Consider the following 14,886-nt stretch of genomic DNA (forward strand, 5'->3'; position numbering starts at 1 on the left):
ATTTTTTATTATATATATTGATAAAATGGTTGACACGCTCAACATAAAGATTTATAGTATTTCCAAGAGGTTGAGTAACTAAACATTATACTCATTAGGGGGTGAATTTATGACAAAAAAGAAACAACAAAAATATTTGGAATTGTCGGCCCTTAAGGGTTTGATTCGCGAGAAGAAATCCTCATACGATAAACTTAGTACCGAGTTAGGTATTACAACTAATAATTTCTGCGACAAAATCAATGGGTTTCAATTATTTGATGTAAAAGAAGTAGACACTCTTTCCGATCTACTTGACATTAAACAAACTGAATTAAACCGATATTTTTTTCCTCATAAGTTGAGTGGCTCAACATTGAAAGAGTACTTATCAAAGAAAAAAGTTGTGTAAGTTAACATAGTTAATGGGATCTGAAACGGTCCAATCTAAGCAAGGCGTTTAGGTTTATCGAGAGTAGGAGAACAGGTAGTTTGCGAAAACCTTGGTATTCCATTAAGGGAGGTGGAAACTATAAAAGCAAATGATTTTCGAATTGACCTTGGAAAGCGCTTAAGAGGTCTTAGATTAGCAAAGGGTTTAAAACAAGATGAGTTGGCTGAGAAAATCAGTATTGCGCGTGGTTCTATCGGTAACTATGAGACCGGGGCGCGTACTCCGGATGCAGAAATATTACTGAAATTTGCAGACTTCTTTGATGTTTCAGCAGACTATCTTTTAGGTATAAGAGAGGATCAGAAAGAACGGGAGTTTGACAAACGATTATCATCTTTAGAAAAAGAAATAGCCGAACTGAAAGGGCAAGTTTCAGTTCGGCATGAAGCTGACATTGATGAGTTAATCAAAAATATTACCGCTAAAATTAACCGGTCTACTCAACAACTTTAAGATTTTTAAGTTCTTCCCAAATTAATCTGTTATTTTCCTCCAAAAAGTCACGACATACATTAGAGGCTATTAAAGCTATTGAATTAACCATATTTTGTGGGCCGGTTTCTTCTCCAACATTTTGACGTACCTTAGCTAAAATCGATTCCTGAACATCCTTGAGGTTGATATCAAATCCCATATCTAACACCTCCTCTCTTCTGAATTTGGAAGTCTGGACAACAACCATTTCGACATAAGGGTGGAGAATCCTGTAAATATTTTCAAGGAGGTGATGCCATGTCATACACGATCATCCAGAAGCGGGGCTACGTCGAACTCTGGATTGATGGAGAATTTGCCGGGTGTTTTGACTCCGAGGAAGAGGCAAAAGCGGAACTAAACGTGGCATGAGAAAGGGGCGAGATTATTGCTAAGAACAATACTTGAATCAACCCTGGGAACTCTAACCGACTCGGAATTCCGTCTTATCCTTGAACTAGCGTCCTCTGACATAAGAATCAACCGCTCCATCTTTGGCAAGAGGACAAGCCTTCGTGAAGCGGTTGATATCGCGGAGCGGTGTTATTTAGCCCTCCAGAGAGGAAAAATCGCTTGATACCTTCTTGATTCAAGGACATATCAATGTTTACACCCTAACGAGGGAGGTGAAGTCATGAAAACGCTCCGCCAATTACTCCTTAGGTCCGACCGCATTAAACGCATAGTTTCCGATTATCAATGGAGGAAAAAGAAGCAGCGGCATCATCAACGCTGGCAGATGTTATTGCGTTCTGGCGGCAGGCTGCGGTAGAAAGGAATGAGCGCTTTGACCAATACCCTGCATCGCTTTTCCGGAAAATAAAAAAGAGCCGTAAAACGGCTCCACAAGAAAATTAATCAAGACTATTGTACCTTTTATTCTCCCCAGTGACAAGAAAGGGGTTGAAAAGAGTTGTATGCGCTTTCCTGCACAGAAACTGTAAGACTAAACTATTATGCCCTTGTAGTTTCTATCTTCGGAAACTGTATGCCGGAAACAGCTTTCGAAAAAATTCAAAGCGACAGGCCAAGTAAAGTTCGCAATAAGATTACTGATGATGACATTCAAGATATGGCAAAACTTCGAGAGAAAGGATTATCTCTTAAGGACATCGGCGAGATCTATGGCATAGACCAAACGGTTATCTGCCGGAAATTAAAGGCGATTGCTACGCAGGGAGTGTGATTCTTATGTTAATCCCAACCTGTGTGTGCGGTAGAGCCATGGAATTCGAACCTGGTAAAACAAGGTCATTTTGTAAGGCTCCTGGCTGCGGTGTGGTTCTCGAAAAATGCCCAGAGGGATATTGGGCTTACGGAAAAACCAGACTTGCCTTCACTCCTATTTTGCCGAAACTAAAAGTGAAAAAAGGGGTTAAATCTAGGGCTGAAAAGTATCGCAATTATCCTAAGAGTCGACGGAAGAAAAAGGGTCATTCAAGACATAAATAATTTCCTCAAACCCAAAATTAAAAATGGAAAGAAGGATTTTTATGAACACGACTGTAATTTTCGATAACTCCGGAAAACCGGGTATGATGGTGCGAGTGCCAAAGTTTAAATATTCTGATGTTATTTCTGGAGGCAGAGAAGTTACCTGTTCGGCATTTATTATCGATGGGGTTGAAGTGCCGGAGATCTTCATTTCAAAATTCCAGAACATTATCGTAAACGGCAAAGCGTATAGCCTACCCTTTCAGAAACCAACTGTCAGCTTAACCTTTGATCAAGCCAAGGAGGCCTGTGAGTCTAAGGGCAAAGGATGGCACCTTATAACAAATGCCGAATGGGCTGCGATCGCATTGTGGTGCAAGAAAAACGGTACGCTTCCTCGCGGCAACAATTACGGAGGATCGGATTATTCCCATCGAGACGAGAAAGGCATTTGCTTTGACGATTGTAAGGTTCTCACAGGGAGCGGCCCAGATACTTGGTCCCATGACCACACACCGGATGGAATCTTTGACCTGAACGGAAACGTCTGGGAATGGGTCGGTGGCTTAAGGCTTTTAGACGGTGAAATCCAAATAATACCTGACAACAATGCCGCCAAACATATAGACCAGTCGAAAACGAGCCATGAATGGCAGCCTATAAAAGTAGATGGAAAAACGTTTAAATACACCGAGGATGAAAACGGATTAAAGGTCACCACAGAAAAACCAGAGGGCTGGAATGGATGCAAGTTTTCCAACCTGGGAGCAGATGTTGAAATACCGGATGTATTAAAGGAACTTGCTTTGTACCCCTCGGACAACGCTGACCTGACAGAATATATCTTCGCCGATGCCGATGGCGAACGCCTCCCGTATCGTGGCGGCAACTGGGGCTACGGCTCCAGCGCTGGCGTGTTCTCTTTGTTCCTGTACAACCCCCGGTCGATCGTGAACACGAACATCGGGTTTCGCTCCGCTTTTGTCCAGATCCCTGAAATCTAATAACCTGTAATCTGATGGGCGCTCGATAGAGCGCCTTACTCTAAAAGTTCTTAAACGGAGGTCGAGTTACATGGAGGAAAGTATTCATCCTCCCCTCTATCACGAATTGAGAAAGTGGGCAATTGAAGAAATGCGATCAGGAAACGAGGAGAAAGCTTTTAGAATCGCTGACGCAAGTCTTCTTGTAAGCCTTCGTTATTGGAAGTGGCTTGGTAGCCGAGGGAGGCGGAGAAGAAATGGCTAAGACAAGTATTGAATGGACGGATACTGTTTGGAACCCGGTTACGGGCTGCACCAAAGTATCTGAAGGTTGCCGTAATTGTTACGCCGAGAGAATGAGCAAACGTCTAGCCGGGCGTTGTGGGTACCCAGCAGATAATCCTTTTAGAGTGGTCCTTCATCCCGAGAAGCTAGATGAACCATCGAAGTGGAAGAAACCCAGAAGAATATTTGTAAATTCCATGAGCGATTTGTTTCACGAGGATGTGCCGTTCGAATTTATTAGGGCAGTATGGGCACGAATGGTCACTCTTCCCCAACATACCTTTATGATTTTGACTAAAAGGCCTGAAAGAATGTTGGAGTTCTTTATTTGGATGGATAGTCAGGAATTTAGGGTTGAAACATTTCGTTCCAATGTCTGGCTTGGTGTTTCGGCAGAGAACCAAGGTGCAGCGAATAAAAGAATTCCTCTTCTACTACGGGCTCCCGTACTTGTTAGGTTTGTTAGCTGTGAACCATTATTAGGACCGATTAATTTGGAACGGATAGAACCAATGGGAGTCGATGCCTTCATTCACTCATTATCAGGTACCGTGTCAGTTCCCTTTACCATACTAGATAACAGGCCAAAACTAGACTGGGTTATTGCGGGTGGAGAATCAGGTCCTGGAGCGCGACCAATGCATCCTGATTGGGCAAGCGGGCTAAGGGATCAATGCCAAGCAGCTGGCATACCGTATTTCTTTAAACAATGGGGAGAGTGGAAAACTTTCTATGACCGTGATCAAGATGATCCCGATTGGCAGAACATACCCGAGGAAAAACCAAATATTCGTCGCTTGAATTTTGCTGGAGGACATGGATTTCACGGAGACAGAGTTGTCTATTTAAAAAAGGTCGGAAAGAAAAAAGCTGGCCGCGAATTAGATGGCCGGACGTGGAACGAAATACCCAAACTTTGAGGAAAGGAGCTAATAGATCATGCTGACAAAAGCCATTGAAAAGCTGCAGTCGGAAATGACTAAAAACAACAATAACTCTTATATCCAAGTTGTTGGTTCATTCCTACTTCAGCATTTGAACGATAACCCAACCGATGCGGAAAAGATAATAAACACGGATAAGACCGTAGCCAAAAGCCTCGAGGAAATGCGCAAGGTGGCCGAAAAGAAAAAGAACGGAAACTGTGCAGTGCTCACGGATCAGGAAGGCTTCGAGGTTGTTTTGAAATACTTCGGAATTGATGCAAAGCCTACCGTAATCGTTACTAAACCCGCTCAAAACGTTACGGAAAAGCCTAAAAGTGTTACAGCGGCTGCCGATTTCGATATCAAGCTTGAGGATTTGCTATAGGAGGTGGTAAAGGTGCTAATAGCGGAATTAGTAATACCTCAAATGTTTTCCTCCTATGCTGAAGACTTAGACTACCTGAAAAATGGATTACATCATTTTCAATATTTCTGCGAAGAATGCGATCAGGTCTTTAGTTCAGCTTGGGGAAAAATACCCGGAAGTATGAGTTGGTATGAACGTGGTAATTACTTCACTTGCCCATCTTGTGGCCATCACCATCAAAAGAATGTAGTTTACCTCAAGCGCAGCGAGCGAGCACCGAACAAAATACGTCTATCCGTGAAGGAATTTAAAAAAATAGTCACGTTCGAGGTATCAAGTAAAACAGTCTATTTTAGTGACTATTTACACCTCCATGAGGGGGATCATAAAGAAGTTTTTAGGTTTGATATCGCTAAGCAGAGGGCAACACTTGTGATTAATAAAGACGACCCAATTGAACTCGGTAATCCTTTTAAGTCTGAAATATTTGATAGTATTCTAAAGTTCTTTTTACCCTGCAGTCTTGCCAATACAAATCAAAAGAAAGAACTAAATAATATCCTAAAAGTCCTGAGAACGACCATCCAAAACAAGCTTGAAAAGCACCTTGGTTATAAAATTCCATCCATGTATGTCAGCCCTGGGCAATTCCACGGAACCTTTTTACTCCCACTCTTAAACATTGCCTATCGATCAGCCTGCCCAGATGCCCCAAACTTGCCCGTTGAGTACCGTGAGCCAACTCAAAATATCGAGGGTTTCTGGAAGAAAAAAATGCTCACTGGTGACACATTTAATACTTACTTTATGGACAACGTCTTATCGTTAACACGTCAGAAGAAAAACATGGTTACAGCTTTGATAATAGCTTCAGGTCTCCCAAATCTCCCTTCTGTTCGGCGATCACTCAATGAAGACCCGTTTAATATAAACATTCTGGCCAAGTCATTTGAGATTTGTGAAAACCATGATTATGCCATGCGATTATTCGAGTCCCTTAGAAACATTGGCAATGATACTCGAGTCCGGTTTGTTTTAAGTAGCGACTTAACCAATTTCCTTAAGGAAATGAAACCTATTTATCAAGAAACAGGAATTGTACGCATGGTTGAAAACTGCGTAGAGATGGAGCTGTGGGATTGCATCAATTTATACCAGCAATTAAACAAGGAAAATCGGGAAGCCTTAATGGCTGAATCCGTGAGACTCCGGGAACTTCATAACTGGATGTCACTGAGGCACAAAAAGCAAACCCATAAGAATCTTACGTTTAATGTACCGGATCACATCATTAAGCGCCTGTCGATGCAAAAGGAGCGGTTAAAGTTCTTTATGCCTAAGGAATCGATGGAGCTGCTAGAAGCCGGACATAAATTGCATAACTGCGTTGCTTCCTATGGGCAAGCCATGAAAGACAACTCTAAATGGATTGTTTTGGTGGCCGACGATAAGGGGAAGCTGGCCGCTTGCCTTGAGATTAAGGATAATCAATTAGTTCAAGCCAAGATCGACAGAAATGCTTCTGTCAGGACTGATTCCAAGCTTAACAGCGAGATTTTAGCCTGGGCAAAAGAGTCCGGTCTCAAGATTGAAACTCAAGATGTAAAGGTACCCGACAAGAAAAAGTCAGAAAAAACAGGTCTTGTCACCATACCAGCCTAAGAAGGAGGAAATTCCATGAACGAACTTTCCCTCGAGAGATCACCATCTATCATTGCAGCTGAGATCAACAGCATTAAAGAACAGACTCGAAAGATGGTTCTCTTTAACAGTATTGAAATTGGACGACGCCTAGTTGAAGCCAAAACTATGATTGGTCATGGTGAATGGGGAGAATGGCTCGAAAAGTCCGTCGACTACTCCCAGAGAACCGCCAGTAACTTGATGAGAATCTTCGAAGAGTATGGGTCCAACCAAATTACTTTCTTCTGCGACAACGCAAAATCGCAAGCGCTTGCCAATTTGAGTTATACGCAGGCCGTTGCACTCCTGGGGATCCCTCCGGAAGATCGAGAAGCGTTCATAGAGGAGCATAACATTGACGACATGTCTACTCGTGAACTGCAGCAAGCCATTAAAGAAAAGCAAGAGCTGGAGGAAAGGCTTAGAGAGGTTGAGTCTAACTGGATCAAGGATAGAAGCAATGCCGAAAGCTCAAAACGCATCGCTGATGAAAAGGCCGAGGAAGTCAGAGAATTACTCGAGGAAAAACAAAGTCTTAAATCTGATGTTAAAACCCTTCAAGAAACCCTCGAGAAAGAGCGACGGCATTCAAAGGACGAGGCAGAACGCTTGGCCGGGCTACTTCAAGAGGCTAAGGATAGCGGCGCTTCTGATGAAATGGTAAGTCGCCTACAGGCTGAGCTTAAAGAGGCCAGGAACTTAGTTGATAAACTGACAAAGGAACTGGATGAACCGGTTGAAGTAACAGCTGCCGAGGTCATTGAAAAGGTCCCTGAAGACGTAGAGCGTGAGCTCGAGGAACTAAGGGAGAGAAACAAAGAACTCGAAGCTAAGGCATCCCAGCCGATCGGCACCGCTCCTATTAGGTTTAAACTTCATTTCGATTCCTTAGTAAAGGGATTTGGGGACTTGCTAAGGACTCTGGAGGAAATCGATGCTGGTGAGCATGATAAATACAAGAACGCTGTAAAAGGGCTGCTAGGTAAAATGTCGGAGCGGTTGTGATGATTCAAGTGAGGTGTAAAAATGGCCAGAGCAAGAAATATAAAACCGAGTTTCTTCGCTAACGATCAACTAGGAGAGCTTCCCCCTCTGGCCCGTCTCCTATTTATAGGATTATGGGGATTAGCTGATCGCAGAGGCAAGCTAGAAGATCGACCCAAGCGAATAAAAGCGGAAGTTCTGCCTTATGATGACTGCGATGTCAATGAACTTTTGAACTTATTAGAACCTGAATTCATAGTCCGTTATACAGTTGATGGTATTTCGTGCATTCAGATCGTAAACTTCTTAAAACATCAGAAACCCCATCCGAAAGAAGCGGAGTCCAATCTTCCTAATATGCCTGAAGATAACCAAGCCGTAACTAGGTGTGAACAAGCCGCGAAAATAAACGGCAAGGACATACCTAAAAATTTAGAGACACAAACCAGCAATTTAAATGTTAGTACGAGCCCGGCTGAATCCCTCTTATTGAATGTTGAATCCCCTATCATGAATGATGATTGTTGTTTGCCTCAAAACGAATCCGCGGACGAGAACAACAACGCCACGGAAAAAAGTGAGAATACAGAGCCAAACGAAGGAAACATGGCCGTAGGAACTAGAGCTCTTATCTGGGCTGAGAAGAATTGGGGACGTATGCTTTCTCCTGGGGAGTCTAGAGAAATCATGACCTGGTGTGATGAGTTCTCGACTCGAGGTAGCCAGCATCCTGATGATTTAGTGGTCGAGGCGCTGAAGCAGTGTGATTATGCTAGCGTCCGCAATATGAAATATCTTCGAGCGGTATTGACGGACTGGAGAGAAGCTGGGGTCTTATCAGTATCTCAAGTTGAAGCCCGTGAAGCGGAGCGTAAAAGCCAAAAAGAACACAAGCGTAACAAGGATCCGGGGAACATGCCTTCAGGATCGCCACGGGTGCCATCAGACAAGTACGAGAAATTTTATTTGTGAGGTGAAAAACCATGGCCAACCACAAAGGCAGATCTTACGGAACTGTCCTAATCGACAACCTAGTTCGTGATAAAACCAAAACTGAAGCATCACCGTGTGTTCGCTATTTTGTGGACAAGGACGGAAATCCCATAACCCAACCCGAGGAATATGTTCCTGAACGTTCTCCAATTATGAACCACCAAGATTATTGGAAGGCGGCGGAGAGTTTGAAAGGTAATAAAAACGCAGTGATTAATAAGCCAACAAAAGAGCAGTTAGCAGAAGATATCAAAACCATGGGCAATGAAGAAATTGCCAAAAAGTACAACATGGGTAGATCGACTATCGCGCGTTATCTTTGCGATTATGGACTAAAACGGGATGAAGAATATCACAAAAACCTCGCAGAGAAGAAAAACGAGGCTGATAATCAATTGGAGCATATTCCTGAGAGTGATTGTGCTAAAGATGGTAAGCGGAACGATCATGAGGAAAATTTGGGCGGGCAAAAAGAGATAACATCAGTGACATTCTGCAGGGAATGCGGAGAGCTAATTGTTCCGCCAACAGAAAATTGTTTATGCCCGGAATGCTCCAGCGAAAATGCAGCTTTGGATGAAGATGTTAATAAAATTGAAGCTGTTTACGAAAGTTCTGACAACATTGAATCCATGTGGAAGGTTGTCGAGAGTGACTTGAATATACTTCTTGGATTGTACATGGAGAAGGCCGAGAAAGAGTTTGAGGCGCGAAAAGCTCAGATGTTTGGAGGAGCAAGGTTGTGTTAAACAGAGTCGTATTAATTGGCCGCCTAACGAAAGATCCCGAATTACGATACACTCCATCCGGAGTTGCCGTATCAAATTTTACTCTGGCCATTGATCGTAATTTTAAAAATTCCCAAGGAGAGCGCGAAACAGATTTTATCCCATGCGTTGCCTATCGGCAGCTTGGAGAGTTGTGTGCGAATCACCTAGCTAAAGGAAAACTAGCGGCAGTAGACGGTAGGATTCAGATCCGCTCATATACCGCTCAAGACGGACAACGTCGATGGGTGACCGAGGTAATTGCAGAGAACGTGCGGTTCCTAAGCCCGAAAGAAGGACAAGCGGGTGGGTCAACCACATCGTCTGATTATCCTTATGGACATGAAGTTAATTTAAACGATGATATCCCCTTTTGATTTCGAGAAAGAGAGGAAGCGCTGATGATGTTTGGATTTGGTTTATTCCTTGGCGGGTTTATTGGGACGCTTGTTGGGATAGTGACCTGCTCGTTAATGGTGATGGCTAAAGATGCGGATGAGAGGATGGGAATTGATGAATAAATCCAAGAAACAATTGGTCTATATCTGCAGCCCTCTTCGCGGAGACATAGAGCGGAATATCATCAAGGCTCAAGGATACTGCCGCGATGCCATTAATTATAATGTCGTGCCTATCGCACCGCATGTTTATTTTACTCAATTTCTAAACGATCTCATTCCCAAAGAACGCGAAATAGGGATGGAACTTGGCATTGAACTATTAAAGAAGTGCGACGAAGTATGGGTATTCGGCCTCCAGAACCCGAGCGAAGGTATGAAGGCCGAGATCGAGCTTGCCAATGAATTAGGAATACCTGTTCGGGATATTGCGGACATCGTTTTTGAGCGGTCGCAGAATCTCGACCTTCCTGGGGAGTGAGTTAAGTGAATATAGACCCGCGCAAGAACGCTGAGTTTTACCATGATCCAACTGCTTATGAAGCCATAAAGCGTTGTAAGGATCCAAAAAGGCAGCTCCAGGGCAAGCGGTCAAAGGTTGTTGGTGAATACTTTGAGAATCTTATTTCTGCGGCTTGTGATTTTTATAATGAGCAAGGATTAGCTCGTATAGAAAAAACTCCAGAACCCATGAAGGTCTTAAGGCCAATAGTGAAGCAGCCGGGGAGATTTATCGCTTGCTTTGAAAAAGCAGCTCAACCGGATTACAAAGGAACCGTTAAAGGTGGCAGGGCAATTGTCTTTGAGGCAAAACATACGGATCACGATCGTATTGAGCGGAGCCGGTTAACCCAGGAACAACTCGAGGGGTTAGAAAAGCATTATCGATTAGGAGCATTAGCGTTTGTCTTGGTTTCTTTTGAATTTAAAGACTACTTCAGAATCCCCTGGGATATTTGGAGAGATATGAAAGAAATTTATGGACGCAAATATGTTAAGGCTGAAGAACTTGAAAACTATCGAGTTAAGGCAACAAGCCAAATGATATTGCTTCTGAGCGGAATTGCCTAAAGGAGCCGACATGAGGATAGATACCTACTATCAATGCCCGGTATGTCAAAAGGCATGGGAGACTGAAAGTAAAGCGATTATTTGCAGGAATCAGCATCCAGCAATTAAAAAGCAATGGTATACATGCGGAGTTTGTGGTGCGGGATGGAACCCTGATGCTCACTGGGGCGAAAAAGGAGCTGCGAAACAAGCAAGGACTTGTGAGCAAAAGCACCAAAAAAAAGGAGAAGTCGAAGAGGTAAGCAGGCAGACATTCTTTTTGAGCGGAGGTTTACAAGGTAAATATTATCCCTAAAAGAGGAGGATGGTTAATTGAGAGCGTTAACATTATGGCAGCCTTGGGCATCCTTAATGGCCGAGAAGCATAAGAAGATCGAGACACGAGGCTGGAGTACGAAGATACGAGGAGAAGTGGCTATTCACGCTGCCAGGAAGCCAGTCATTGAGACGATGAAACTTATGGCTCCCAAAACTTTAAGAACTATTAACAACCTCCTATTTCCTTTCGCCTTGGAGCGGCTGCCGGTTGGTTGTGTCCTGGCTACAGGTAATCTTGTCGATTGTAAATTGATCGACGATGCGTTTCTGGAGACCTTAAGTGAAAAGGAATTGCCGCTCGGGGATTACACGCTTGGCCGTTATGCCTGGATCTTTGAAGATATTCAATCTTTCCAATCGCCTTTTCCGGCCAAAGGAGCACAGGGATTCTGGGATTGGAAAAGACCAGCATGATTTCAAATTAGCAAGCGCTTGCCAATTTGAATCCTTAAGGAGGGAAATAATGAAACATTTATTGGTTCTAAACGGCCAATATTATTCCGGTGAAAATGCCGCTGAAAACAAGCTTGTTTTCAAAGAAGGCCGATCAAACGCCGTGGCCATCGATGAAAGACGGTTACGGTATCTCATACAAACAATTATTGGGTGGTTTATGTCCGGAGAGATCGAACTTAAAAGGATTGAGGTGCTGAAAGTTGTGTAATTGCCGCAATTGCAAAGGCAAAACTCAAACAGGGAGTTGCCAATGTAATAAGTGTACAGAAAAGAAGACATGTGGATATCCAAAGATCGATGAGTGCCGGTGGGAGCGGATCGGGGGTAAAAAATAGATGGCTAAAATTACAATTAACCTTACGGACGAACAAGAGAAGTTCCTGAAACTATTTTCTAAAAATCATTACCCTGGAGCCCATGACAATGTATGCACTCCTCAGCCAATTCACGTTGTTCAATCATATAATCCCAGCTATGTTCCTTTTGGTGAAGATACAGCAGAATATTACGACAGCGATGACCTACGGTTTTGTTGGGATAGTGAATATGGCATGTGGTTTAAAAGTGATATTGAGGCCATTAAAGGCTGGTATGATTATCATAATGAAGAGTGCCCAATTCCGATAGAGCCTTTTAGTCAACTTGAATTTGAAGAAATAGAAGATGTAACCGGCCAAGAGGTTCAAATTCTTGATTATAAGGATTACTTCAAGGCTTATGGAATAGAATGGATAGCTATGGCCTGGGAACTTGAAGATTGGAAAGATATTGCTTATTTCTTCATCCTTGAGGAAGCTAAACGCTATATGGATTATCAATCACATAACCTGAAAAAACCACGGACCTATACGCTTCATGGCGGTTACTCTAATAAAGGCGAATATCATCACTTCTGGCAATTGCTTTATGATATTGGGAAAGAACTCAATGATCAGATGTGTGTATACTCTTGTGGATAACTCTGTGGAAAACTTGTGTATTAAATATTGACAGATAGGAGACGGTCGGGACGGAAACGACAGAGAGAATTATTTTGCTTTGTGATGCCGATAAGCGCTTGGTATCTCCAATACTGAATGAGGCAACTAGATTCATAACGATCCGGGATTTTATCCTTGATTATATCGGATATCAATGGGGAGAAGCTTACAAAGAGGCCGTAGCCAACATCATGAATGCTATTACCCCAGGGCTTGAAAAGATAGCTAAACAACTTAAAGAGTTTTTGGAGAATTTCAAGGATATTATTACTAAGCCGAAATGGTACAGGTTCAATATGGATAATAACTATCGCAAGATTCACCGAATGCCTATGATCCGGAAGCTTAGACAAAGATGCCGATGGCGTCAGAGAGAAAGTCATAGAAAATTGGCAGAATTAAGCCCTGATAGTGATAGCACTGAGGGAGTGAGCGGTATTGAAATTGAATAATGAAGTTCTTAAAATAATTGAAACAGCCGTTAACAAAGCGGCCAAGGAGAGCGCCAAGGCAATCATGCAAGATCCGCCTGTCGAACGAAATTATTTTAGAGAAACGGAGATCCTGCTTTATAATTATCAAGCATTAAAATTAAAGGTCGAGCAGGACGAAGAATTCCTTTATGATCCGGAAGCCTCTGCCGCTCCACCAAGTGGCCGCTCAAAGGATATTGTTATATATTCGACCAGGAGCACCGGCAGCCATGGCCTAGATCTAGACAAATACACCCAGGGCGTTAAGTCGAGTATGATGCGAACCAGACAGGAAGTATTAAGGATTGATCGGGCGCTCGAGGTTATTAAGGGCGATAAGTATCATGACATAATTCCGATGAAATATTTTGATGGAATGACCATCGAAGATATTGCACTAAGCCTTGGATGCGATGAAAAAACCGTTAGAAGAAACAAAAGTCGAATGGTCAATAAACTTAAGATTATGCTTTTTGGAGCCGATGCATTAAGTGAAAATGTCCGATTTGTGCCCGAATGATGCCCGAAACCATGTCCTGTACAGTACCTTTTTAATGTGTTATGATTTCTACAATGCGAAAAATGTTTATTAAAAGCGTTCCGAAGGGGGCGCTTTTTCTATTTAAGGAGCGGCTTTATGCGATTAATAATCTTCTTAGCAATCATCCTTTTAGTCTTGGGAGCGGCTATTCGAAAACTTTATGTTTCGTTACGGAAAGGGGGAACACCTCTATGGTCAAGGTCGGGGAAGCTATTAGATGCAAACAACCGGAAGTATATCGGCAGCTTATGCTCACGTATACCTCCGAGGACAAGAAACAAGACATCGAGACCTCTTTTAGGGAGACTGAGAAGCTCATGCGTCATGATGCTTACGATCGTCGTCGCGGTGGCATTAGGCAAATAAGGCGCGGTTAACTTTGACGCAAATCAGACTCCTTTAAGTAGGTGTTGTATTTGGATGATCAATTATTATGCCAAAAGTGCATTATTAAATGTGGAGATTCTTGTGCAGCGCTAGAGGCGCTAACAAAGTTATATAAAGACTTAAGGACAGAAGAAAAATCAGAGATTATTAGAAATCTTAGAAAAGATCTTAGCCTTATTGATTACGAAGTTGCGGATGATTTAAAGACCATGGGCGAAAAGGTTATAAATGCCATGCCTGAGCTAAGCTTCATTAAGGAATATGGAGTAAGGATCGGCTATGTCCGCAGCTACGAAGCCAAGCGAGACAAAGGAAGGCAAGTTAATGCAAATTGCAGGAAGGTTAATGGTACATACACCGCTTACCTTCCTTTTGATTTTATCGTCACTTTCTTTGAACCTAATATTTATTACATGAGTGATAACCAAAAAAAGATTTTAATGCTTCACGAATTGAGGCATATTGGTATCGGCGAAAGAGGGTTAAGGCTTGAAAACCATGATGTAGAAGATTTCAAGAGCATCCTGGATAGATTCGGCATCGATTGGAGCGGCTTTGATCAAGAGGTGCCAGATATTTTATTGGCGGGTGGTGATAGTGTCAAAAAAACCAAGGGAAAAGGTAAGAAAAAGTAATGAATGGCAACCTCACGCGAAACAAATAAAAATGGCCGAACTGCTATTAGATCCCGAGGATAGGAGAACAAAAAAAGAGAAATGCGCAGAGGTAGGAATTACCCCTAAAACTCTTTGGAAATGGATGAATGACGCGAGGTACGTTGACTTTGTAAATAGCCAACTTGATCGATATACGAATGGTGAATTAGCCGAGGTATGGCGGGCATTAATCAATCAATGCAAGCGCGGAAATGTTCAAGCGATCAAATTATTTTTTGAAATGAAAGAACTACACCCAGATACAAAGGCGTGGTAA

Annotated in this window: 24 protein-coding genes; 23 read left to right on the top strand and 1 reads right to left on the bottom strand. The window is 42.7% G+C overall.

The features are described from left to right. Nucleotides 1–109: 109 nt before the first annotated feature. Nucleotides 110–391, top strand: a complete 282-nt coding sequence (locus DEAC_RS06755) for a hypothetical protein (protein WP_047809259.1) — start codon at nt 110–112, stop codon at nt 389–391. A 111-nt stretch (nt 392–502) separates the two neighbouring features. Continuing rightward, nucleotides 503–886: a helix-turn-helix domain-containing protein gene (locus DEAC_RS06760; protein WP_053006308.1), complete on the top strand. Its 384-nt coding sequence runs from the start codon at nt 503–505 to the stop codon at nt 884–886. Here the strand turns inward: DEAC_RS06760 and DEAC_RS06765 are convergent. Continuing rightward, nucleotides 870–1,067, bottom strand: coding sequence for a hypothetical protein (locus DEAC_RS06765; RefSeq protein ID WP_047809260.1), 198 nt, complete (start codon nt 1,065–1,067; stop codon nt 870–872). The genes DEAC_RS06760 and DEAC_RS06765 overlap by 17 nt on opposite strands. Before the next feature lie 474 nt (nt 1,068–1,541). Between DEAC_RS06765 and DEAC_RS23490 the strand changes: the two genes are divergently transcribed. The 21 genes from DEAC_RS23490 (at nt 1,542) to DEAC_RS06870 (ending at nt 14,886) form a co-directional block, all read left to right on the top strand. Further along, nucleotides 1,542–1,679: a hypothetical protein gene (locus tag DEAC_RS23490; protein WP_161796421.1), complete on the top strand. Its 138-nt coding sequence runs from the start codon at nt 1,542–1,544 to the stop codon at nt 1,677–1,679. A gap of 141 nt (nt 1,680–1,820) precedes the next feature. Further along, the gene (locus DEAC_RS06770) at nt 1,821–2,093 is read left to right on the top strand and encodes a helix-turn-helix domain-containing protein (protein WP_047809261.1); all 273 of its coding nucleotides are present in this window, start codon (nt 1,821–1,823) and stop codon (nt 2,091–2,093) included. Nucleotides 2,094–2,400: 307 nt separating this feature from the next. Beyond that, entirely contained in the window at nt 2,401–3,345 is a 945-nt protein-coding gene (locus DEAC_RS06780) for an SUMF1/EgtB/PvdO family nonheme iron enzyme (RefSeq protein ID WP_152671359.1), read from the top strand. A 236-nt stretch (nt 3,346–3,581) separates the two neighbouring features. Further along, the gene (locus tag DEAC_RS06785; RefSeq protein WP_047809264.1) at nt 3,582–4,529 is read left to right on the top strand and encodes a phage Gp37/Gp68 family protein; all 948 of its coding nucleotides are present in this window, start codon (nt 3,582–3,584) and stop codon (nt 4,527–4,529) included. Between the two features lie 19 nt (nt 4,530–4,548). Next, entirely contained in the window at nt 4,549–4,920 is a 372-nt protein-coding gene (locus tag DEAC_RS06790) for a hypothetical protein (protein WP_047809265.1), read from the top strand. A gap of 12 nt (nt 4,921–4,932) precedes the next feature. Beyond that, nucleotides 4,933–6,564: a PcfJ domain-containing protein gene (locus DEAC_RS06795; protein ID WP_047809266.1), complete on the top strand. Its 1,632-nt coding sequence runs from the start codon at nt 4,933–4,935 to the stop codon at nt 6,562–6,564. A gap of 15 nt (nt 6,565–6,579) precedes the next feature. Beyond that, entirely contained in the window at nt 6,580–7,590 is a 1,011-nt protein-coding gene (locus tag DEAC_RS06800; protein WP_047809267.1) for a DUF3102 domain-containing protein, read from the top strand. A 21-nt stretch (nt 7,591–7,611) separates the two neighbouring features. Further along, entirely contained in the window at nt 7,612–8,541 is a 930-nt protein-coding gene (locus DEAC_RS22085) for a DnaD domain-containing protein (protein WP_053006309.1), read from the top strand. Nucleotides 8,542–8,552: 11 nt separating this feature from the next. Beyond that, on the top strand, nt 8,553–9,311 hold the full coding sequence (locus tag DEAC_RS06810; RefSeq protein ID WP_047809268.1) for a hypothetical protein: 759 nt from the start codon (nt 8,553–8,555) through the stop codon (nt 9,309–9,311). Next, nucleotides 9,305–9,706 carry a single-stranded DNA-binding protein gene (locus DEAC_RS06815; RefSeq protein WP_047809269.1) on the top strand — a complete coding sequence of 134 codons (402 nt, stop codon included), beginning with the start codon at nt 9,305–9,307 and terminating at the stop codon, nt 9,704–9,706. Before DEAC_RS06810 ends, DEAC_RS06815 begins: the two co-directional genes overlap by 7 nt. A gap of 136 nt (nt 9,707–9,842) precedes the next feature. Next, nucleotides 9,843–10,208 carry a DUF7768 domain-containing protein gene (locus DEAC_RS06820; RefSeq protein ID WP_053006310.1) on the top strand — a complete coding sequence of 122 codons (366 nt, stop codon included), beginning with the start codon at nt 9,843–9,845 and terminating at the stop codon, nt 10,206–10,208. 5 nt (nt 10,209–10,213) lie between these two features. Beyond that, nucleotides 10,214–10,798, top strand: coding sequence for a Holliday junction resolvase RecU (locus DEAC_RS06825; RefSeq protein ID WP_047809271.1), 585 nt, complete (start codon nt 10,214–10,216; stop codon nt 10,796–10,798). Nucleotides 10,799–10,808: 10 nt separating this feature from the next. Beyond that, nucleotides 10,809–11,093 (top strand): hypothetical protein, encoded by a 285-nt coding sequence (locus DEAC_RS06830; protein ID WP_047809272.1) that lies wholly within the window; start codon nt 10,809–10,811, stop codon nt 11,091–11,093. A gap of 17 nt (nt 11,094–11,110) precedes the next feature. Next, the gene (locus tag DEAC_RS06835; protein ID WP_047809273.1) at nt 11,111–11,530 is read left to right on the top strand and encodes an ASCH domain-containing protein; all 420 of its coding nucleotides are present in this window, start codon (nt 11,111–11,113) and stop codon (nt 11,528–11,530) included. A 49-nt stretch (nt 11,531–11,579) separates the two neighbouring features. Then, entirely contained in the window at nt 11,580–11,780 is a 201-nt protein-coding gene (locus DEAC_RS06840; RefSeq protein WP_047809274.1) for a hypothetical protein, read from the top strand. 127 nt (nt 11,781–11,907) lie between these two features. Next, nucleotides 11,908–12,531 carry a hypothetical protein gene (locus tag DEAC_RS06845; RefSeq protein WP_047809275.1) on the top strand — a complete coding sequence of 208 codons (624 nt, stop codon included), beginning with the start codon at nt 11,908–11,910 and terminating at the stop codon, nt 12,529–12,531. Between the two features lie 74 nt (nt 12,532–12,605). Next, nucleotides 12,606–13,004, top strand: a complete 399-nt coding sequence (locus DEAC_RS06850; RefSeq protein WP_047809276.1) for a hypothetical protein — start codon at nt 12,606–12,608, stop codon at nt 13,002–13,004. Further along, nucleotides 12,991–13,545: a sigma factor-like helix-turn-helix DNA-binding protein gene (locus tag DEAC_RS06855; RefSeq protein ID WP_047809277.1), complete on the top strand. Its 555-nt coding sequence runs from the start codon at nt 12,991–12,993 to the stop codon at nt 13,543–13,545. The genes DEAC_RS06850 and DEAC_RS06855 overlap by 14 nt, the downstream gene beginning before the upstream one ends. A 212-nt stretch (nt 13,546–13,757) precedes the next feature. Continuing rightward, the gene (locus tag DEAC_RS06860; protein ID WP_047809278.1) at nt 13,758–13,943 is read left to right on the top strand and encodes a hypothetical protein; all 186 of its coding nucleotides are present in this window, start codon (nt 13,758–13,760) and stop codon (nt 13,941–13,943) included. Nucleotides 13,944–13,982: 39 nt separating this feature from the next. Then, nucleotides 13,983–14,588: a putative metallopeptidase gene (locus DEAC_RS06865; RefSeq protein WP_047809279.1), complete on the top strand. Its 606-nt coding sequence runs from the start codon at nt 13,983–13,985 to the stop codon at nt 14,586–14,588. Beyond that, nucleotides 14,551–14,886 carry a phBC6A51 family helix-turn-helix protein gene (locus tag DEAC_RS06870; RefSeq protein WP_047809280.1) on the top strand — a complete coding sequence of 112 codons (336 nt, stop codon included), beginning with the start codon at nt 14,551–14,553 and terminating at the stop codon, nt 14,884–14,886. Before DEAC_RS06865 ends, DEAC_RS06870 begins: the two co-directional genes overlap by 38 nt.

Source organism: Desulfosporosinus acididurans (assembly GCF_001029285.1).
Taxonomy (GTDB): domain Bacteria; phylum Bacillota; class Desulfitobacteriia; order Desulfitobacteriales; family Desulfitobacteriaceae; genus Desulfosporosinus; species Desulfosporosinus acididurans.